Source organism: Sphingomonas montanisoli (genome assembly GCF_008274695.1).
In the GTDB taxonomy this organism is placed as follows: domain Bacteria; phylum Pseudomonadota; class Alphaproteobacteria; order Sphingomonadales; family Sphingomonadaceae; genus Rhizorhabdus; species Rhizorhabdus montanisoli.
Genome location: NZ_VTOU01000007.1, coordinates 1 through 18,461, shown reverse-complemented (window position 1 = coordinate 18,461; position 18,461 = coordinate 1). Strand labels below are relative to the sequence as shown.

Annotated in this window: 22 protein-coding genes; 7 read left to right on the top strand and 15 right to left on the bottom strand. The window is 63.9% G+C overall.

Features of this window, described 5'->3' with window-relative positions; all coding sequences use genetic code 11:
• The first annotated feature begins 12 nt into the window (after window positions 1–12).
• Window positions 13–306, top strand: a complete 294-nt coding sequence (locus FYJ91_RS20015) for a 4a-hydroxytetrahydrobiopterin dehydratase (protein WP_149524106.1) — start codon at window positions 13–15, stop codon at window positions 304–306.
• On the opposite strand, the gene FYJ91_RS20010 is transcribed toward FYJ91_RS20015, so the two are convergent.
• The 3 genes from FYJ91_RS20010 to FYJ91_RS20000 are packed head-to-tail and all read right to left on the bottom strand — an operon-like array spanning window position 303 to window position 3,755.
• Entirely contained in the window at window positions 303–1,754 is a 1,452-nt protein-coding gene (locus FYJ91_RS20010; RefSeq protein ID WP_149524105.1) for a glycosyltransferase family 39 protein, read from the bottom strand. The genes FYJ91_RS20015 and FYJ91_RS20010 overlap by 4 nt on opposite strands.
• Window positions 1,751–2,884 (bottom strand): glycosyltransferase, encoded by a 1,134-nt coding sequence (locus tag FYJ91_RS20005; RefSeq protein WP_149524104.1) that lies wholly within the window; start codon window positions 2,882–2,884, stop codon window positions 1,751–1,753. The genes FYJ91_RS20010 and FYJ91_RS20005 overlap by 4 nt, the downstream gene beginning before the upstream one ends.
• Before the next feature lie 55 nt (window positions 2,885–2,939).
• Entirely contained in the window at window positions 2,940–3,755 is an 816-nt protein-coding gene (locus FYJ91_RS20000; RefSeq protein ID WP_149524103.1) for an SDR family NAD(P)-dependent oxidoreductase, read from the bottom strand.
• 211 nt (window positions 3,756–3,966) lie between these two features.
• Between FYJ91_RS20000 and FYJ91_RS19995 the strand changes: the two genes are divergently transcribed.
• Window positions 3,967–4,596 (top strand): TetR/AcrR family transcriptional regulator C-terminal domain-containing protein, encoded by a 630-nt coding sequence (locus FYJ91_RS19995; RefSeq protein WP_181008607.1) that lies wholly within the window; start codon window positions 3,967–3,969, stop codon window positions 4,594–4,596.
• A gap of 20 nt (window positions 4,597–4,616) precedes the next feature.
• Window positions 4,617–5,480, top strand: coding sequence for a Coq4 family protein (locus FYJ91_RS19990; protein WP_149524101.1), 864 nt, complete (start codon window positions 4,617–4,619; stop codon window positions 5,478–5,480).
• Here the strand turns inward: FYJ91_RS19990 and FYJ91_RS19985 are convergent.
• Genes FYJ91_RS19985 through FYJ91_RS19975 form a run of 3 tightly spaced genes read right to left on the bottom strand, consistent with a single transcriptional unit; the run spans window position 5,453 to window position 11,606 of the window.
• Window positions 5,453–7,114: a purine-nucleoside phosphorylase gene (locus tag FYJ91_RS19985; RefSeq protein ID WP_149524100.1), complete on the bottom strand. Its 1,662-nt coding sequence runs from the start codon at window positions 7,112–7,114 to the stop codon at window positions 5,453–5,455. The two genes, FYJ91_RS19990 and FYJ91_RS19985, sit on opposite strands and share 28 nt — an antisense overlap.
• Complete coding sequence (locus tag FYJ91_RS19980) at window positions 7,111–9,822, bottom strand: adenylate/guanylate cyclase domain-containing protein (RefSeq protein WP_149524099.1); 2,712 nt, start codon at window positions 9,820–9,822, stop codon at window positions 7,111–7,113. Before FYJ91_RS19980 ends, FYJ91_RS19985 begins: the two co-directional genes overlap by 4 nt.
• Window positions 9,819–11,606 carry a GAF domain-containing protein gene (locus tag FYJ91_RS19975; RefSeq protein ID WP_149524098.1) on the bottom strand — a complete coding sequence of 596 codons (1,788 nt, stop codon included), beginning with the start codon at window positions 11,604–11,606 and terminating at the stop codon, window positions 9,819–9,821. Before FYJ91_RS19975 ends, FYJ91_RS19980 begins: the two co-directional genes overlap by 4 nt.
• A 149-nt stretch (window positions 11,607–11,755) precedes the next feature.
• Here FYJ91_RS19975 and FYJ91_RS19970 point away from each other — a divergent pair, with 149 nt between their 5' ends.
• From FYJ91_RS19970 to FYJ91_RS19955, 4 genes are all read left to right on the top strand, one after another.
• Entirely contained in the window at window positions 11,756–13,045 is a 1,290-nt protein-coding gene (locus tag FYJ91_RS19970) for an OmpP1/FadL family transporter (protein ID WP_149524097.1), read from the top strand.
• Between the two features lie 32 nt (window positions 13,046–13,077).
• Window positions 13,078–14,055 (top strand): class I SAM-dependent methyltransferase, encoded by a 978-nt coding sequence (locus FYJ91_RS19965; protein ID WP_149524096.1) that lies wholly within the window; start codon window positions 13,078–13,080, stop codon window positions 14,053–14,055.
• Window positions 14,056–14,064: 9 nt separating this feature from the next.
• Window positions 14,065–14,343: a hypothetical protein gene (locus FYJ91_RS19960; RefSeq protein ID WP_149524095.1), complete on the top strand. Its 279-nt coding sequence runs from the start codon at window positions 14,065–14,067 to the stop codon at window positions 14,341–14,343.
• 210 nt (window positions 14,344–14,553) lie between these two features.
• Window positions 14,554–14,739, top strand: coding sequence for a hypothetical protein (locus FYJ91_RS19955; protein ID WP_149524094.1), 186 nt, complete (start codon window positions 14,554–14,556; stop codon window positions 14,737–14,739).
• A gap of 263 nt (window positions 14,740–15,002) precedes the next feature.
• Here the strand turns inward: FYJ91_RS19955 and lysC are convergent, their stop codons facing one another.
• The 9 genes from lysC to FYJ91_RS20745 all read right to left on the bottom strand — a co-directional run.
• The gene (gene lysC / locus FYJ91_RS21135) at window positions 15,003–15,245 is read right to left on the bottom strand and encodes an Rz1-like lysis system protein LysC (RefSeq protein WP_425474080.1); all 243 of its coding nucleotides are present in this window, start codon (window positions 15,243–15,245) and stop codon (window positions 15,003–15,005) included.
• On the bottom strand, window positions 15,139–15,528 hold the full coding sequence (locus tag FYJ91_RS19950; protein ID WP_149524093.1) for a hypothetical protein: 390 nt from the start codon (window positions 15,526–15,528) through the stop codon (window positions 15,139–15,141). The genes lysC and FYJ91_RS19950 overlap by 107 nt, the downstream gene beginning before the upstream one ends.
• A complete protein-coding gene (locus FYJ91_RS19945; protein ID WP_246152773.1) occupies window positions 15,525–15,794 on the bottom strand; it encodes a hypothetical protein in 270 nt (89 codons plus the stop codon). The genes FYJ91_RS19950 and FYJ91_RS19945 overlap by 4 nt, the downstream gene beginning before the upstream one ends.
• Entirely contained in the window at window positions 15,791–16,150 is a 360-nt protein-coding gene (locus FYJ91_RS19940) for a hypothetical protein (protein ID WP_149524092.1), read from the bottom strand. The genes FYJ91_RS19945 and FYJ91_RS19940 overlap by 4 nt, the downstream gene beginning before the upstream one ends.
• Window positions 16,147–16,737 carry a TIGR02594 family protein gene (locus FYJ91_RS19935; protein ID WP_149524091.1) on the bottom strand — a complete coding sequence of 197 codons (591 nt, stop codon included), beginning with the start codon at window positions 16,735–16,737 and terminating at the stop codon, window positions 16,147–16,149. The genes FYJ91_RS19940 and FYJ91_RS19935 overlap by 4 nt, the downstream gene beginning before the upstream one ends.
• Window positions 16,724–17,230 carry a hypothetical protein gene (locus FYJ91_RS19930; protein WP_149524090.1) on the bottom strand — a complete coding sequence of 169 codons (507 nt, stop codon included), beginning with the start codon at window positions 17,228–17,230 and terminating at the stop codon, window positions 16,724–16,726. Before FYJ91_RS19930 ends, FYJ91_RS19935 begins: the two co-directional genes overlap by 14 nt.
• 52 nt (window positions 17,231–17,282) lie before the next feature.
• Entirely contained in the window at window positions 17,283–17,567 is a 285-nt protein-coding gene (locus FYJ91_RS19925) for a hypothetical protein (RefSeq protein WP_149524089.1), read from the bottom strand.
• Window positions 17,564–18,130 carry a hypothetical protein gene (locus FYJ91_RS19920; RefSeq protein ID WP_149524088.1) on the bottom strand — a complete coding sequence of 189 codons (567 nt, stop codon included), beginning with the start codon at window positions 18,128–18,130 and terminating at the stop codon, window positions 17,564–17,566. The genes FYJ91_RS19925 and FYJ91_RS19920 overlap by 4 nt, the downstream gene beginning before the upstream one ends.
• Window positions 18,131–18,137: 7 nt before the next feature.
• On the bottom strand, window positions 18,138–18,461 hold a 324-nt coding region (locus FYJ91_RS20745), incomplete at its 5' end, for a hypothetical protein (RefSeq protein WP_181008606.1).

Sequence of the window (18,461 nt, the reverse complement as noted above, 5' to 3'; positions counted from 1 at the left end):
CGGAGACCTGATATGGCGATCGAAGCCCTGAGCGATGCCGAACGCGCCGATGCGCTCGATGCCTTTTCGGACTGGGACTATGAAGAGGGGCGCGACGCGATCAAGCGCACCTTCACGTTCAAGGATTTCTCCGAAGCCTTCGCCTTCATGACGCGCGTGGCGCTGCTGGCGGAAAAGGCCGATCACCACCCCGAATGGTCGAACGTGTGGAACCGCGTCGAAATCCTGCTGACCACGCATGATGCGGGCGGGCTTTCGGCGCGCGACGTCGCGATGGCCGAGGCGATCGAAGCGCTGCTAGACTAACGCCGGGCCCATTCGGCGAGGTAAAGGCCGATCCCGAACCTGCTGCGCGTCGCGATCCAGCGCGGATCGCGCGCGAACAGCGGCTCGACATCCTTGTTGTCGCGCCTGACTGTCGCGAACGGACGGTCGGCGACGAAGGCCGTCGCCTGCGCAGGGAGGATGTTGCGCACGCCGGACAGTCCACGGAACCAGTCGCGCTGCGCCGTCGGATCGACCGCGACGATGGTGAGCGGGCAGGACGCCCCGCAATAATAATCGATCGCAAGCGCGACGCTTTCGTCATGCACCAGCACCGGCCGTTCGGGGTGCGCACGAAGGGCGACAGCGAGATCGTCGAACCGCTCGGCCTCGCGGTCGGGCAGCCACGCCAGATGCTGGACGATCGACGCCGTGATGAGCACCACCAACGCGGACAGGCGCCAGCGCGGGTTCGGCAGGCCGGCGATCGCGATGCCCAGCCCCAGCGTCAATAACATGCCCGGCCAGAAGATCGCGCGCGGGCTATAGACCGGCACCTTCAGGCTGATCGCATAGAGGATGGCGGGCACCGCGAGCGCACCAGCGAGGAGCAGCACTATCCGCCCGCGTCGTCGCCCCTGCCAGAGCGCGTAACCAAGGCTGGCAAGAATCACGAGCACCGCCACGCGCCCGGCAATGCCATAATCGACTGGCACCCACGTCTCGCGGATATCCCAATAAACATCGGATAAAGGCGGCGCGGTCATCCAGGTGATGTTCGATCCACCGCCGCCAAGCTGCTGCCAGGTGATCCAACCCCACCACGACCAGAGCAGCACGACGATCGCGTTGGTGACGATCCACGGCCCCGGCAGTCCGCGCTTCCGGTCCCACCGTATCGCGATGACACCGAGGACCGCGATATTGGCGAGCATCACGAACAGCACCAGCATCGTGTGGCTGTAGAGCGCGATCAGCGCGCCGATCGCGTAGCGGGCGAGTGCGGGCCAGACGGGCATATCGCGCGTGCGCACCAGATCGATCAGGCCATGCACCGCGATCAGCACGCCCAGCGCCGCGAGAATGTAGGCGCGCGCCAACTGGCTCATCAGGATATGTTCGGGCGATACCGCCATCAGCGTCGCGACGCTCAGCCCCGCCCAGACACCGCCGAGCCTGCGGCCCGCGCCATAGCCGACAATGATCGTCGCGAGGCCGATGACGGCGGGCAGCGCCTTCACCGCGATATCGCTGGATCCGAAGATGTGGATCCAGCCATGCAGCAGCGTGTAGAAGAGCGGGGGATTGGTCTCCCGCACCATCCAGCCGCTCCACAGGCTGGAAAGCGGCTGACGCGCGAACACCATCGATGCGATCTCGTCGAAGCTCAGCGCATAATCGATCGAGCCGAAGCGCAGCCCCGCCGCGACGAGCAAAATGACGATCAGAGCGATGCGGCCGTTGCGGATCGCGGCGGCGCTGTCCCTCATGCGGCGGCCTTGCGGCGGCGTTTCGCGCGGCGCCCCCAGATCAGGCTGGTCGCCGCGCCGAAGTTGAACACCGCGCCCATGACCGCGCCTGCGATCCCCGCGATCGACCAATTGTCGGTCTGCCGGATCGCCAGCTCGGCCACGCCGACATTGGCGAGCGCGCCGATCGAACAGACAATTGCGAAGGCGAACGCACCGACCACCGCGTTGACGCCGGTGAGGCGCTTGTCGCGATAGGTGAACTCGTTGTTGAGGACATAGTTGAACAGCATCGCGCCGGCGATCGCCGATATTTGCGACGGCAGGAAACCGAATCCGAGCAGGCCGAGCCCGTTGAGGATGACGAGGTGGATGCCAAGACCCAGCCCGCCGACGATGCAGAACAATACGAAACGCGGTGGGATGAGCCCCCGCGACAATTTCTCGATCAGCAGGAACAGGAATTCGGCGAACACCATCGGGCCGATCTTGCTCTCGCCCTCGCGACGCCCGCGGAAGATATAGGGCACTTCGGCGATGCGGAGGCGGCGCGGTGAGGAACTGATGATGTCGAGCAGGATCTTGTAGCCCTGCAGCGACAGATCATAGACCGACGCGGCAAGCACCGCGCGGCGGACCATGAAGAAGCCGCTCATCGGATCGGTGGTCGCATCGCCGATCAGCATCCGCCCCATCCGCGTCGCCAGATCGCTGATCGCGACCCGTGTCGGATCCCAGTCGCCCACCCCGCCGCCACGGCCATAGCGGGTCGCGACGACCAGATCGGCATCCTGATCGATCAGCGTGCGGTACATCACCGGCAGACGCGTCTCGTCATGCTGGAAATCGGCATCCATCACCGCGACGACATCGCCATTGGCCGCCAGCGCGCCTTCGATCACCGCCGACGCGAGCCCGCGCCGGCCGACGCGGCGGATGCACCGGACGTTGGGATGCGTGCGCCCCACCGCCGCGACGACGTCGAACGTGTGATCGGGGCTGTCGTCGTCGACGACGATCATTTCCCACGCGATCGCACCCAGCGCCGCGCCCACCGCATCGACCAGCGGAGCGATGTTGGCCGCTTCGTTGAACGTGGGGATGATGATCGAAAGCAAAGGAGCGTGATCGTCGACGTCTGGCGTGGTCATGCACGGCTCCCCTGCCGCGCGAAATTAGAGTCTTGGATGCCCCCTGCGCAACCCGTCAGTTCACCGCCGGCGAATTGCCCCCGTCGACACGGAAATTCGCGCCGTTGATGAAGTCGCCCAGCGGGCTCGCCACCAGCGCGATGACATTGCCGATATCCGCGGGGATTCCGATCCGATCGACCGTCTGGTGGACGACAGTGTCGAGCACCCACGTCATGCTCTTCGCCCTATCCCCCGGCCAGCCGCGCGCATCGGCGATTCCGTCCAGCCAGGCATCGACCGCGGGCGTCTGGATCATACCGGGGCTGATCGTGTTGACGGTGACGCCGGTGCGCGACAGCGCCTTGGAAAGACTCACCGTCATGTTGATCATCGCCGCCTTCGACGCCGCATATTGGGGCGAGTTGGCGCTGGGCGATGTGCCCGCCGCGCTCGCGATCTGGATGATCCGTCCCCAGCCGCGCTCCTTCATGGCCGGCGCAAGGCGGCGGATCAGGCGTACGGCGGCGACCGTGTTCATCTGATAGGTATCGGCCCAGTCATTCCCTTCGGCCTGCAGCCAGTCCGCCACGCCATTGTCGCTCGATCGCCCGCCGGCATTGTTGACGAGGATATCGATGCCCCCGAACGCCGCGAGCGCGGCATCGGCAACGGCATTGCCCCCCGCATCGGTCGACAGATCGCCGCACGCAATCGCCACCTGCCCGCCGGCTGCCCGAATCCGCTGCGCGGTGGCTTCGGCCCGGCCGGTATCGCGGCCATGAACGACGACCGATGCGCCCTCGCGCGCAAGGATTTCGGCCACGCCCGCGCCGATCCCACCACTCGATCCCGTGACGAGCGCTCGCTTGCCGTCCAGCTTCAGATCCATCGTCTCTCTCCTATCGCTGGCGCCAGAAGCCGGGGCGTCAAGACATCGGTCAATCGCGCTCGCTGCGCGTGCCGTCCACCCGGAAACGTATTTCCAATTGCGTTTCGGAAATTAGATCCGTATTTCACGACTCATGCGAGACAGGGATTCAGATTCACGCGGCCAGGCGCGGCGCTCGGTAGGACGTCCGCGGTCGTTGACGCTGCGACAAGTGGTTGAGGCCGGTAAGGAACTGGGTCTCGAGCATCTGAGCATCAGCGCGGTGGCGATGCGGCTCGGCGTCGGGCTCGGCACGATCTACACCTATGTCGAGAATAAGGATGAGCTTTACAGCCTCGTTGCCGTTGCGCTGTCGGAACGTCCGGCGATCCGGGATGATGGCCAGCATTGGGCCGACATCATCCGCGCCAATGCCGCGCATGATTATGAACTGCTGGCCCGCGAGCCCGAACTGCTGCGCCTTGTCGTGTCGGGCGCGGTCGGGCCTGAAGAAGGGCTCATCGCGCTGGAGACGCAGGTCGCCCTGCTCGTCACACGCGGCTTTACGCCCGAAAAGGCGTTCGAACTATGCCGCGAAAGCGGACGGATTGCGGTGGGTGCCGCCGTTTCCGCCGCGATGGCGCGTGCCTGGGAACGGCAGGGCGAGACCCGCCGCGTCAAGGTCACCCGCGCTTTGCTCGAAGCGCCAGACGACCAATTCCCGCATCTGCGCGCGATCGGCTCCGCGTTGACCGACGACGAACGCTATTCCGATTATCGTCCCCTGCTGGAACGGGTGCTCACGCAGGTTGCCTTCGAGCGCGGGGAAGCACTGCCACCAGCATCGATTCTGTCGATCTAGATTTCCTGGGAGAGAGATCCATGAACGAGATGACCACCATCGAGAAGAAAGAGACCGGCAATTACGAAGGCGGAATGACCGCCGACCAGGCCGCCTACATGCGGATGGGCATGGAGCCCGTCGCCGGCAGCGTGCCGATGTCGACCTCCAAATATCTCAACAGCCCGCTCTATGTGCACGCCTTCACGACGATGAGCCTGCGCCGGATGGGCCACGATCTGCCGACGACCTACGACATTCCGAACATGTCGCGCGCGTTGGCCGACGTTGCCGATCTGCAGGAAGGCACGCGCCTGATCGCCGAAGAGCGCGAGAAGAACCCCGAATTCGCCGCGTGGCTCGACGCGCGCAAGCCGGTCACGCTCAGCCTCGATCGGGTGAAGGACTGCGCCCCCGGCACGCTGGGCGCCGCGCTGCGCGAGTTTCTGGGCAAGGGTTACAAGGCCGACTTCGTCCACAATTACGAGCCGAAGAGCGACCTCGACTATCTGATGAAGCGGATCGGCCATACGCACGATCTGCAGCACCTGCTGACCGGTTTCGGCCCGAACCACGGCGGCGAACACGCGCTCGCCTATATGAACATCGCGTCGACCTATAAGCACTTCACGCCCGAGTTCGCGAGCTTCCTGACGATGGCGAACAAGTTCGTCAGCGTGGCGCTGCTCACCCGCGTCGGCCTGCACTATCCGCAGGCGATGAACATCATCCTCGAAGCGACCCGCTGGGGCATCGAGGCCGGGCAGAACCTCAAGACCCTGCTCTTCATGGTCGATTATGACAGCTATTATGACTGGCAGATCGATGACATCGTCAAGGATCTCGGCATCACCTTCGGCCCCGACGCCGGCTGGGATTATACCGAGGAACTCTGCAAGGGCTGATGCTGTGCCGTTGCCTGCCCGGCTTCGGCCGGGCAGGCAACGCGCAGAACGAAGCCCGCGCGTACGGTGAGCACGGGCTGATAGGTGCAGTGCGCTTCGGCCAGAGCCTTCAGCAAGCCGTCGCGGCGCAAACGGTTACGGATTTCCTGATCCTTCAGATCGGCGTGCGACGCCACGATCAGGAAGGGCTGCGCCCGCGGCGCTTCCGACAGCAAAGATCGGGCCGCACCTCGATAGTCGCCAAGCAACCGATAGACGACACGGTTAGCATTACCGCCTTTCTCACGCCGTCCCGCTTCGATCCGCGCGACGATCCGGTCATAAGGCTGGCTGAGAAACTGCTTTCCGAGCAGCGCCTTGGGCACTGCTACCGATCTTTGATCGACCTTACCGAAGTAGTGATGCTTGCCGATCGCCGGGGCGAACGGGCGATAATATTGAACGACCGACTGAGTTCCCTGCCACATGCCGATGGCGCTGGCGGGCTGGGCGGAAAGCCAAGCGACCAGTTCGTCATTCGCTTCGCGCATGCCCGCATGCGGATTACGCAGCTGCCGTAGCGCAGGGGGCAGCGTGGACAGCACGAGCAACGACAGAACGCCAATCGCCGCAAAGCGGAGTGATGTGGGCCACAGGCTTTTCTGCGCCACTAGCGTCGAGACAGCGTTCAGCACCACGAACAGCGCGATGCCGTTGAGCCAAGCGAGATGCCGTGGCGAGGATGCGGGATAGAGACCGGCCATCGCGAGGATTAGGAACACCGTCACCGCGCACGCCGACAGCAGTAGCACGCGGCGGCTAGGCCCGCCCCCGCCCAGCCCAATCGCACCCGCGACCAATATCATCGGCGCGCCGCGCGATGTCAGAATTCCATCCACCGCCTGTACAAAGCGCCGCGCGCTCGCCAGCCCGCCGCCGCCATAACTGTCGGGATAGTTGTTGATCTGGATCGAGGTGCCGAAACGGATCGCCGCATAATAAGCGATCATCGCGAAGCCGAAAAGCAATCCCAGCGCCAGTTCACCCGCGCCGATCCGCCCCCGCCGATGCCACGACAGGAGAGCTGCAATGGCGAGCGCCAATGCCGCCAGCACCATCGTCGAGATGCCGCACAGCATCGCCGCGATCAGTATCGCAATATCCCGAAAACGCAGGGGTTCGCGCGATCGGCGCGCCATGAACCAGGCGGCGACGATGCCCGCACCCAATGTCTCGACGCCATAATATTTGAACTCAGTCGCATAAATCAGCAGCGAAGGGATCGCGATCGGATAGCCGATGACCAGCAACGGCGCCCACCACCGACGGAAAGCCAACCACGCGACCGCCGCCAGCCCGCCGATGACCAGCAACGCCAGCATCGACCGCGCGATAGCTGGCGGCATCGCCACGATCGCCGAGCCGATCAGATTGAAAAGCGGAGGAGCGGCCTGCGAATAATAGGGCAGCGGCGCGAACAGGCCAACGAACCCGGTGACCGGATAGTTGATCATCGCCATCGTCTCGTCGATCCACAGAGGACGATGGACGAACCGCCACGCCAACAACGCGAAGGTGCCGCCGACAATCAACGCGAGAATGATACGCGCGGCAAACACCGCAGCCGAACGGCGGTCGGACGTTGCCGAACTCATTTGCTCGTCAGCGTCCAGACGCCATCCCAATCCGCCGTCGGCGGGGTCTCGGCGAACGTCCTCGCGCGGTCGAGATACATGGCGGAGGGACCGTCTCCGGGCATTGCTTGCAGCGCGAGACGGAAGTTCTCTTGCGCGTCGCCCCAAGCGCGCGCGCGATATGCCGCAAGTCCCGCAGCATAGCGTTCCAACATCAGCCCCAGCCCGCGATCGAGTTCGCCCGCGCGATAGCCGAGCGCCTCGTGTACCGCGACGGGGAAGTCCTTGCCCTTCACCCGGATCAGATCGATCTCGCGGGTCAGATGATCGGCGGTGAGCCCACGCTTGGTGAATTCGGAGAACAGGATCTTCGACCCATAATATTTGTTCGCGCCCTCAAGCCGCGAGGCGAGGTTCACGTTGTCGCCGATCACCGTATATTCCATGCGCTTGATCGAGCCGATATTGCCGACGATCACGTCGCCCGTACTGATCCCCAACCCGATATCGATCGCCTTCGCCCCGTCGGCCGCGCGGCGGGCGTTGAGCGCGGCCAGCTCGACCAGCATCTGGTTCGCAGTGCGCACCGCATTGTCGGCGTCATCCGGCCCCGCGAACGGCGCCCCGAACAAAGCCATGATCGCATCGCCGATATATTTGTCGAGGATGCCGCCATGTTCGAAGATGACGTCGACCATCTCGGTGAAATATTCGTTGAGCATCGCGACGGTGCCGCGCGCGCCGATCGTCTCGGCGATCGTCGTAAAACCGCGCACGTCGGAAAAGAGGATCGATACGGTCTGGTCCTTGCCGGTCAGCTCGCTCTCGCCCGCCTCCAGCAGCTGATCGGCGACCTCCTTCGACATGTAGCGCGCCATCGTCGAACGTACGCGCTTTTCGGCGGTGATGTCCTCCAGCACCAGCATCGATCCGATGACGGCTTCGTTGGCGTCGATCAGCGGCGCGGCGGTCAGGTTGACCGAGGCCGCGCTGTCGCCCGCGCGGGCGATTTCGGCGTCGACCGCGAGGTTCGATTCCTTCGCGCGATCGGATCGTTCGAGCTGTTCGGCGATCCACGCATTGACGCCGCTGAACGCCTCGCGCGCCGGCACGCCGGTCAGCGTGTCGCTGACGCCCAGCAGGCGGCGGGCGGCCTCGTTGGTGGTGACGATGCGATCCTCGTCATCGAAGGTGATGACCCCGTTCGACGTCGATTTGAGGATGCTCTCGTTGTAATTCTTCATGCTCAGCACGTCGTCGAACAGCCGGGCATTTTCCAGGCACACCGCGATCTGGGCCGAGAAGGCGCGGAGCCGCGCCTCGTCCTTCGCGGTGAAGCCGCCGCCGCCATGCTTGTTGAGCACCTGCGTCACACCGACGCAGCCGCCCTGCTTGTTGAAGATCGGGTGGCAGAGGATGGTTTCGGTGTGGAAACCCGTCTCGCGATCGACCGAGGCGTTGAAGCGCGGGTCGGCATAGGGATTGGCGATGTTCTCCGACACGCCCGATCGGAACACCGCCCCCGCAATGCCGGTGTCGGACGGGATCCGGATTTCGTGAATCAGGTCGCCCTCCGCGAACAACGAAACGAGCTCGTCGGTCTTGGGATCATAGACGAACAGGGTCGATCGTTCGGCGTTGAGCAATTCGGTGGTTGCCCGCATGATCCGCGCGATCAGCAGGTCCAACTGCAACTCCCCCGCCAGATCGTTGCTGATCGCAAGGATCAACTGCTCCTCGCGCAACGCCTCCAGCATCAATTCGAAGCCGCGGAAGATGTCGGCATATTCGTCGGTGGAGACGACCTCGATCCGCACATCCTCCAGATTGCCCAGTTCGACGTCGCGCATGCCGCTGACCAGCAGGCTCGCCGATCGCGACACTTCCTGCGCGGTCAGCAGCGCCATGATCACCGACCCCAGCACGCACACCAGCAATACGCCCGCGATCCAGATATAGAAGGGCGCCATCTGCCCGACGGTCGGCTGCACCCCCGACAGGCGCAGCATGCGCTCCACCTTGAACACCATCGAAAGGCCGAAGAAGATCAGCGGCAGCGCGGTCACGAAGATCGCCAGATAGAGCAATTTGCTCTTGAGCCGGATCGACACCAGCCGCGCCTGATATTCGGGCGGCAGCACCCCGCCCATCGCGCTCGACAGCCGGACGATGATCGGCACCATCACCCGGCTCACCCCGAAATATTCGAAGATCGCGTGGGTGGGCGACGCGAAGAACATCGTCGTCGCGCAGAAGGCCAGGATTTGCCAGAGCTGATATTCGGTCCCGAACAGCAGGTTCGCACCGGGCAGGACGATCGCGGTCAGGATCGTCACCAGCGGGCCGTGCACGAACGTCACCCGCATGAACGAGTAGAAGGGCAGGTTGAGCGCCCCGACCACCGCCTCCGCCAGCACGTCCGTCGGCGGACGCTCCCCACGGTCGAGCATGTCGAGCGCACGGCCGATCGGCCGGTGGTGGCGGGTGATCAGGACAACGTCGGGAATGTTGTAGCCGGCGACGACCAACGGGGTCATCAGCGACAGCACGATCCACTGATAGAGCGTGAACTCCTCACCCAGGAAGGCGAGGAACATCACGATCACGATCGCCGCCGCACAGCCGCCCTGGTAAAGCCAGAACAGCCGGCGGAACAGCGCGCGCGAACTGCCGCTGCCCTTTGCGGGCGGGGCGTCGGGCTTCAGCGATATGGATTCGAGCGCGGTCATCGCGCGGAGGCGATATCGACCGTGCGGGTCATGTCCATCTCGCTTTCGATCATGCCCGCCAGGTCACGCAACAAACTCTGTTCCTCTTCGGTCATCACGCGCGGCCGCGTATCGATGATGCACAGCGTTCCGATCGGCTGCCCACCCGGCGCATAGATCGGCGCACCGGCGTAGAAGCGCAGGCGCGGCCCACCTTGCACCATCGGATGATCGCGGAATCGGGCATCCTTGAGCGTGTCGGGCACCACCAGCATTGATCGCGCCGCCACCGCATGCGCGCAGAAGCTCAGCTCGCGCGGGGTCTCGCTCATGTCGGCACCGAAGCACGACTTGAACCACTGCCGGTCGCTGTCGATGATGCTGATCAGCGACACGGGCACGCGGAACAGGGCGGCGGCGAGCCGGGTGTGGCGGTCGAAGCGTTCTTCCTGCGGGGTATCGAGAATGTCGAGCGCGCGCAGCGCCGCCATGCGATCGGCCTCGTCCACGGGGATCGGCGGGCGTTCCCAATGCGCCTCGCCGCGCAGCAACCAGGTGCGGATGCGGGTGCGCGCATATTCGACCGACCAGGGTTCCTCCAGCCGATCGACTGCCACGCCGCTCGGTGGGCCTTCGCCACCGACAAGGACCAGCGGCACATCATGCCCCGCGTCGCGCACGATCTTGGCGACCAGATCGTCAATGCCGGGCGTCGCCGCCTCGGCAAGCAGGAGCGACGGCACGCGGCGACGGGCCAGCTTCACGCTCTCCTCCGCGATCGGCGCATAGCTCAGGTGGACGGGCTCATCGGCGACCGCCTTTCCGATCCGTTCCGCGATCGAAGGATCTGCGGCGATCAGCAGCATCGAAGGCACCGTCGCAATGGCGCCTTCGCGGATCGCGCTGGGCGCCTCCTGCCCCAGTCGGAGCAAGGTCGGCGTGCGCGCGGGGGCGACGTCGATCACCATGCCTTCGGCCGCGGCGAACAGCTCGGGATCGTCGGGCAGGGTGCGTGTCGAAAGCTGCGCCATCACATCGTCGACCGCGCCATCGTGACGCGAGGGATCGTGATGGGTGAGCGCCAGCTTGCGCGCCCCCGCCGCGCGGCCGACGCGCAACGCATATTCCACCGTCGAATGGCCCCAGCCGCGCTTGGCCGCAAATTCGGGCGCGATATATTGCGCGTCGTGGATGATCAGGTCGGCCCCGCGCATGAACTCGGCATGCGCCAGATCCTCGCCGCACAGATCGCCCTCTCCATCGGCCATGTCGCGCGAATGGGGTTCGTGATCGCACGCATAGACGACGACCGCGCCGCCTGCTTCGAGCCGGAAAGCCACCGTAAGCGCGGGATGATTAAGGTAGCGCGTATGGATCGTCACGTCGTCGATCGTGAAGCTGCCCTCCCCTAGATTGTGGTAGCGCAGCTTGCCCCCGAAGGCGTCGAGCGTGATCGGGAAATAGGTATATTCCATCTGCCCGGCGAGCGCGTCCTTCAGCGACTCCTGGAAGCCCTGCGGCGCATAGAGATCCCACTCGTGTCCCGGCACGAAGAAAGGCGTGAAAAAGGGTATGCCCTGAATATGATCCCAGTGGGTGTGGCTGATCAGCATATGGCCGCGCGAAGGCTTGCCTTCGGCCATGATCGCATTGCCCAACTCGTGCCCGCCCGTCCCGCAATCGATGACGAGCCGCGTGCCGGCCGGAGAGACCACCTCGACGCACGACGTGTTGCCGCCATAGCGTAACGTCGACGGTCCGGGCTTGGCGAGCGATCCGCGCGTGCCCCAAAAACGTACCCGCATGGCGAGATCTCCCTGTGATCTCAGTTGCGGCGCGGATTTGATAGTGAAGCGCCGTGTTTGTCCAGTGCCGACTGGCGGAGAGTCCTGATTTGACTTATGTCGTTTCGCGGGTGCGCCCTATTGAGGGACCGAAAACGGGGATCGTGGCGATGCGTATATTGTCGTGTGGCCGGGCGACCCTCGTTGCCCTGGCGATTATTGCCGCCGTGCCGGCCAAGGCCACCAGCTTCTATCTGGCCGAACAGTCGATCCGCGCCGCGGGCCACGCCTTTTCGGGCGAGGCGACCGATCAGGGATCGGACATGCTGTGGTGGAACCCCGCATCGATCGCCGGCAGCCCCCGCACCCACGCGGCGATCGGCGCGGCGCTGATCCTTCCCGACGCCAATGTCCGCGACGCCGGGACGCGGATCCAGCGCCCCGGTCAGCCCGCCGCGCCGGTGGGTGGCGATCTGACGCCGGGCAATCCGGCCAAGAAAGGCATCCTTCCTTCCGCCTCGATCGCGGTGCCGCTGAATGATCGCATCACGGTGGGTATCGCTCTGTCGTCTCCGTTCAGCCTGACGACGGACTATGAGGCAGACAGCTGGACCCGTTACATCGCCGACAAGACCAAGCTGATCACGATCGACGTCCAACCCTCGATCGGCATCAAGCTGACCGAACAGTTCCGCGTCGGCGCGGGCCTCAACATCGAATATGCCGATGCGACGCTGCAGAAGCGGCTGCCCAATGTGCTCGCGACCCTGCCCGACGGATCGCAGGCGTTGAAGGGCAACGCGCTCGACCTCGGCTTCAGCGCCGGCGCGCAATATGTGGGCGAACGGGTGAGCCTGGGCCTCAGCTACAAGTCGGCGATCAAGCATAAGTTCGGCGGCGATATCACCATTTCGGGGCTGCTCGGCCCGCTCGCCAACTCGAACACCAAGTTCGACACCACCGCGACCTTCATGACGCCGTGGCAGATCATCGGCGCCGTGCGGGTGAAGGCCACCGACGCGCTGACCCTCAACGCGCAAATCAGCCGTTTTGGCTGGGCGAAGTTCGATCGTATCCGCCTGGCCGTGCCCCCCGGCGCTTTCGTGCCCGAGGATTATCGCGACACATGGACGGTCGCGGCGGGCTTCGACTATCAGATCAACCCCGAAATCACGGTGCGAGGCGGCGCCTATCGCGACCAGACCCCCACGCAGGACGGCCGCCGCGATCCCAACGTCCCCGACGGCAACCGCACCGCGATCGCTGCCGGCGCCAGCACGAAGCTGAACGAGACGATCACGCTCGACGCCGCCGCCGAATATATACTGTTCGACAAGGAAAGCGTCGATCGGCAGGCGATCGCGTTCGAAGGAACCCCCGTCGCGACCTCGATCCTGACCAACGGTACCACCGACGCGCGTGCGATCGTGTTCGGGGTAGGTGCAAGGTTCGCATTTTGATAGCAATAAGAAGAAATTCAGGATCAGGCCGGATGAACGAACAGATGCATAAGGATGAAGTCGCTCAGGCCGTTGAATCGGCATACTTCTGGATATTAGGCCGACAGGCAGATCCGGGCGGCCTCGATCATCATGTAGCTCGAATCCTGCGTGGAGAGACTGATTATCGAGGTCTCCGCGAGGGAATGCTGTCTAGCGATGAACTCAAGGGTAAAGGAGCCGCTCTGGGCCGTGCGATTTACGAACGCGACAATCCCATCGAAACCGACTGTTCCCAAGAATTGCTAGCTACTATGCTCACGCGCATTCAGCAGTCATGGACCACCCTGGGCAAAGAGGCGGCACATTGGTCCGTGATAACCGGGAACGAGTTCACACCAGAGAACATTGAGGCGAACCTCGACAACTTTTATCAGTCGGGATCGACGCTGTGCCACATGATTGATTGCACGCTACGTCGCGTTGGCATCGATCCTTCTCAGTTGGCGACGGTGATCGACTATGGTTGCGGAGTTGGGCGAATCACGCTTAATCTAGCCGAGCGTTACGACGCAGTTATAGGTGTCGATATTTCGCCCGAGCACCTGCGCCTCGCCTGCCAGCGGGCAGAGCAGACTTCCGCTTCGAACGCTGAGTTTCGCCAGATATTGAAGATCGAGGATATCAGCACACTGCCTGAAGCCCATCTTATCGTCTCCTTTATCGTCCTTCAACACAATCCGCCGCCGGTGGCACTGTCCATCCTCGCATCCTTGTTGGACCGTTTGCGCCCAAGCGGCGTGGCGATATTCCAAATCCCGACCTTCATCGAAGGCTATCGATTCGATCCAGCGATCTACATGGCTACCGAACAGCCTCTCATGGAAATCCACGCGATCCCGCAGCACGTCCTTTTCCGCAGGTTTGCTGCATCCGGATGCGAGGTGCTCGAAGTCCGCGAGGATATGGCGATCGCTGATATGCCGGCCATATCGCAGACATTTGTGGTGCGAAAAAGCCGTTTGGATTAAGAGTATCCAATGGATTTCGATCAGCTCCTCGTCCAATTCTTCGGCACCCAGGACATTGCCGACCTCCCGCCCGAGGCGCTCGTCGCCGGGACCGACCGGCTGCGGCTGCAGTTCGGGCTGGAACGCGATGAGGGTCGCCGTTTTGCCTTGTGGTCGCTCATGTACATGCTCGGCGTCGCCCCCGACCTCGAAGACGCGTTCGAGGATGAGGATGAGCGCGAGAGCGCGCGCGAATTCATGGACATGGTCGACGCCGAAATGGACGGCGACGAGGACGAAGACGCTTGAAATCTGGTGCCGGCTGAGGGGATCGAACCCCCGACCTTCGGTTTACAAACACGGCGCTCGCACGCCGCAATGCCCGGAAACGCTAGGTTCTGCCCGCCCACGCTTCCGCGATGTTCCGGCTTTGTCCGCCCATTCCGGGGTTCAGAGGTTCATAGCGAACCCTAGAGCAAAGGTTGCCACCCCCTCCGCCCTGAACCGGGGAGCGGGGGCGTGAGCAATGTCGTGTATCTTGAGCCGATGATCGACTTTGACGGAGACATCTTGGAGCAGTTTCGCGCGCTCTCAACGCCCATGCTCAAGCGCATGTGGGACAATGTTGATCGCTGGGGCGTCTACTGCGACGAAATATGGCAAGCGATGCAGGAGGGCGGTGAAGGTGCCTACGTCGCGATTTGAGACCCCCGCCGCCGGTGGGAGGGTATAGGGAGAGCCCCAACAGCCGGGGCGTGATCGCGGGCTATCTCTTCTTCAGCCTGAGGCTAGTGCGAGATGGGCCATACAACTGCCCAGCGTAAGACGCCGCCGCGATCACCGGGAGGGTGTAGCATGGGTGGGCGAAATGGGGTAGTTTATAATTACGGGATTTGCCCGTATTTAACCCGTAAGCCGTTGCGATCGCTCGTGGAAATCGAACTATTCGGAATTTCCGAATAGTTGCCCTACTGGCCCGTTGCCCAAGCCCTCAACGCCTCATATCGCGCCCTGACATTGCGCAGCGCCCCTCGCAGATCCACGATATACTGCCCCGCCGTCGCCTCGTTCACCACCTCGGGCACGGCAGGATCGGCCGGTAGATCAGCGACCAGTGCTGGCGGCGGGGGCGCACTCTCCACCGCGATCTTTGGTCCGCAGGCAGTCGAGCAGAGAAGCAAGGCCAGCGGAAGCGGGTGCCGGGTTCGCATGGTCGATTGTCCTTTCGAGGATGGCTTGATCCTTGGCCGTGTCCGTCGCGGCTTGTGCGAGGCCCGATGACAGCGCCGTCAGCCCAGCCACATCCTTCCGCCGCGCCAGTTGCTCGGCCGCCAGGTCGGTTTGCAGTTTCCCGATCGCCGCCGCCTGCTCCTCCACCGTCTCGCGCAGCCCGTTGATCCACAGGCACACGCCGCCGACGACCAGCGCGAAGAACAGGTAGGGGAGTGCCGCGAGCAGCTTGGGCTTGAGCCATGCGAGTGCGAGGGGGATCATTGCGCGGGCTCCTGCGGAACGACGCTGACGGGGTCGGCCGGTGTGCCCGTAGGCGTCTCGTCCTTGGCCTTCCCGGCACTCGACGAACCCAGCCAGAAGCCGAACGCCAGTACCGCGAACGACTTCCACGTCCCGATCACGTCGCCCTTCATCGCCGCGTCCTGCGACCACAGCACGACCCACAGGCTAAACCCGGCATAGCCAAGGATCGCCATGATGGTGGCCGCGACCACGATGCGGAGGTGGGGGACGCGGGTGGGGGTCATCGCTCGACCCATTCGAACTTGGCGTCGAACACGCGTTCGGCTTCACGGTTGACGACCGTATCCCGGCGGACCAACTCGGTCACATATGCCGGGATGAGAGCGGATGGCAGTCGGTCTGGGGTCCGAAAGCTGAGGCTGGACGATCCATCATCGAAAAATCCGATGATCAAAAAGCCATCGAGCCTTGACCCCTCTGTGTCGAAGTCGACGACTTGCTTGGCGTGTTGCACAATCTTGCCGAGCAAGTTTTCAGGATCACCATTCTCGTTCTTATGAACGCGCGGCGTATGAAGCACATGCACGTCGGCGCCGTCCTTCATTCGGACGCGGCGAACGCGGGCGGCGAAGTCGGTCATGCCTCACTCCCTACCAAAGTCCCGCGCGGCATCACCGGCAGCGACAACCCAGCCACCGCGACGGTCGAAGGCCACCGAAAACTGTCGATCACGTCGACCGGGAAGTCGGCGATGTTGACCCCGTTCGACTGGTTCGCGCCCAGCCCCTTGTAGAATTTGCGATCGGCGGTGATGCCAACGATCATCGTGACGTGGTTGCCGCCAACGCGAGACTTCACGCCCACCGCGCCGACTTGAGGCGTGCAGGGCATTCCCCAATCGCGCCAGTTCGCCGCCCTATACGCCTGTGGAGGTGGAGCGATCCCGGCCTGCGTCATCCAAGCGGCCATTGCCGTTCCGCACCACGGTGTCTCGTCGTCGCTAAATGGGTAGCGCAGCAGCTTGAGCATGTTGATGATCCGGGGCGCGTGCTGGGCGCCGGGGATTTCCTTCAAGCCCAAATCCTTGCGGGCTTCGATCAACCATCGCGGGTCGGTGCCCGGCTGCAAGCCATCCAGCACAGCGTTGACCGCATCGACGTCGGCTTGCGTCAGGGGGTGGCCCTTTACCTCTCGGATCTTGTCAAAGAGCGCCTTACGGTCGAACATCGGCCAAATCCTCGTCCGTGGGCTTGGCAAGTGCCTTGAGCGTTTCCGCCCGAGCCGCCATGAAGGCTTCACGTTCAGCGTTTTCCGAGTTGTCGATGTCCTTGAGCTGCCCCCGAGTCCGCTCGACAATTTCGGAGATGCGGGTTGGCGCCAACTCCAGTAGATCGAGCAGGGTGACGATCACCTGGCGGCTGTTGCGCATCTGGTGGCGGCGCATCTGGTCGAGGGCTTCGGCCTGCTCGCGGACAAGCCAGCTATGCTGCTCCACGCGGCTGATCCGCGCCTCGCACGCATCACGCTCGCGCTTCATCTCGGCTTCGAGGGTCGTGACGCGCTCTTTCAGAGTCTCAACGAGCGTCAGGGCTACGCTGTCAGTCTGGGCGCGTTTGCTGCGCAGGTGGTCGAGGACGACCTTGATAAGCCCGCCCCCCAGCATTGCAGTAATGAGGGACCCAAGCGGCACCAGCCATTGTGCGGTCATGGCGAAGTTCATGGAAGGCGGCGATCCCTCTAGGTTTCGCCGAGGCTATGTCCTTGGTTTCGCGTCAGTTACCGCCGTCAGGCGCCGGGCCGGGCGCGAACTTCAACACGCCGGCCATGCCCACCTTGATCGCGTTGATGCACGGCCCGATCACCGCGTCGGCGGCCAGCTCGGCCGGCAGCGCCTCGACCGCAGCCTTGAGCGTGCCGAATGCCTCCGACGCGGTGATCGCCATCAACGGTGCGATCCGCTCCGCATTGGCCGCCGCCGTATCCATCGCGCGACGCTGGGCTTCCGCCGCCACCTGCGACTGCAGCTGCTGATATTCTTCATCCGTCATCGCGTTCATGCCTCTTCTCCTTCCAAAGCGGCGGCGCTGACTGCCGCCCAATCGACTTGCTCGGCCGCCACCATCGCCGGAATGTTGCCGGCGAGCGCCGCCGCCTTCGCCTGTTGGCGGGCGGCCTCGATTGCAGCGCGGATCTGCTGGCATTCCTGCGCCCGCTGGATCACCGCCGCCGCCACGTCCGCGAGCGACTGCCCGCTGGCGTCGGCTTCGGCTCGCAGCATCGGTGCCGCCGCGTCCGGATCGGCCGAAAGCGCCTCGGCCTCGGCCAGCTTGGCTGCGTAGGTGCCAGCCATGCCGGGTGTCAGGTGGCGGGCCAACTCGGCCACCGCCCCCGCGTTGATGCGATCGATAGAGGAACGACGCACCGCGACCATGTTGATCGAGGCGCGCGGCACGCCGGCTTCGTCCTCCTCGACGATCAGCGCATCCTCATCGACCGCAACCGCGCCCCACGGCCGATCGGGCGGCGCCTGGCGCGCGACCTCGCTTTCGAGGACCGGCCCGCCGCACTGGAGGAGAGCGCCGGATTCGAGATGGTAGAGGATATAGTGGACGTACTTCATGCGGCCCTCATTTCATTGCCGGATCGACGATAAGATTGGCAGCTGTCAGCGAAATCGTGTTGTCGAGACCGAACCATTCGAGGTCGATCGTGTACGTTCCCGCTGGCAGACTGGTCATGCCGTTGATTGACGGGACGTCGGTGTAGGCACCCGCACCACCACGCGCTTCGACCACGTTTCCGTTGGCTTTGAACCGCGCCGTCCAGGTTTTGACGCTTGAGCTGTAGCTTTGCTGCATCGACGCCTGAAGGATCACGTCGGCGGCGTAGGGCAGCGTCACCACCCTCGTGCACACCGTCAACCACGAGTTGGTGCCGGCGTTCGCACCACC

Coding starts and splice junctions, on each gene's coding strand:
- FYJ91_RS20015 (WP_149524106.1), top strand. CDS start 13: ATGGCGATCGAAGCCCTGAGCGATGCCGAACGCGCCGATGCGCTCGAT.
- FYJ91_RS20010 (WP_149524105.1), bottom strand. CDS start 1,754: ATGAGGGACAGCGCCGCCGCGATCCGCAACGGCCGCATCGCTCTGATC.
- FYJ91_RS20005 (WP_149524104.1), bottom strand. CDS start 2,884: ATGACCACGCCAGACGTCGACGATCACGCTCCTTTGCTTTCGATCATC.
- FYJ91_RS20000 (WP_149524103.1), bottom strand. CDS start 3,755: ATGGATCTGAAGCTGGACGGCAAGCGAGCGCTCGTCACGGGATCGAGT.
- FYJ91_RS19990 (WP_149524101.1), top strand. CDS start 4,617: ATGAACGAGATGACCACCATCGAGAAGAAAGAGACCGGCAATTACGAA.
- FYJ91_RS19985 (WP_149524100.1), bottom strand. CDS start 7,114: ATGAGTTCGGCAACGTCCGACCGCCGTTCGGCTGCGGTGTTTGCCGCG.
- FYJ91_RS19980 (WP_149524099.1), bottom strand. CDS start 9,822: ATGACCGCGCTCGAATCCATATCGCTGAAGCCCGACGCCCCGCCCGCA.
- FYJ91_RS19975 (WP_149524098.1), bottom strand. CDS start 11,606: ATGCGGGTACGTTTTTGGGGCACGCGCGGATCGCTCGCCAAGCCCGGA.
- FYJ91_RS19970 (WP_149524097.1), top strand. CDS start 11,756: ATGCGTATATTGTCGTGTGGCCGGGCGACCCTCGTTGCCCTGGCGATT.
- FYJ91_RS19965 (WP_149524096.1), top strand. CDS start 13,078: ATGAACGAACAGATGCATAAGGATGAAGTCGCTCAGGCCGTTGAATCG.
- FYJ91_RS19960 (WP_149524095.1), top strand. CDS start 14,065: ATGGATTTCGATCAGCTCCTCGTCCAATTCTTCGGCACCCAGGACATT.
- lysC (WP_425474080.1), bottom strand. CDS start 15,245: ATGCGAACCCGGCACCCGCTTCCGCTGGCCTTGCTTCTCTGCTCGACT.
- FYJ91_RS19950 (WP_149524093.1), bottom strand. CDS start 15,528: ATGATCCCCCTCGCACTCGCATGGCTCAAGCCCAAGCTGCTCGCGGCA.
- FYJ91_RS19945 (WP_246152773.1), bottom strand. CDS start 15,794: ATGACCCCCACCCGCGTCCCCCACCTCCGCATCGTGGTCGCGGCCACC.
- FYJ91_RS19940 (WP_149524092.1), bottom strand. CDS start 16,150: ATGACCGACTTCGCCGCCCGCGTTCGCCGCGTCCGAATGAAGGACGGC.
- FYJ91_RS19935 (WP_149524091.1), bottom strand. CDS start 16,737: ATGTTCGACCGTAAGGCGCTCTTTGACAAGATCCGAGAGGTAAAGGGC.
- FYJ91_RS19930 (WP_149524090.1), bottom strand. CDS start 17,230: ATGAACTTCGCCATGACCGCACAATGGCTGGTGCCGCTTGGGTCCCTC.
- FYJ91_RS19925 (WP_149524089.1), bottom strand. CDS start 17,567: ATGAACGCGATGACGGATGAAGAATATCAGCAGCTGCAGTCGCAGGTG.
- FYJ91_RS19920 (WP_149524088.1), bottom strand. CDS start 18,130: ATGAAGTACGTCCACTATATCCTCTACCATCTCGAATCCGGCGCTCTC.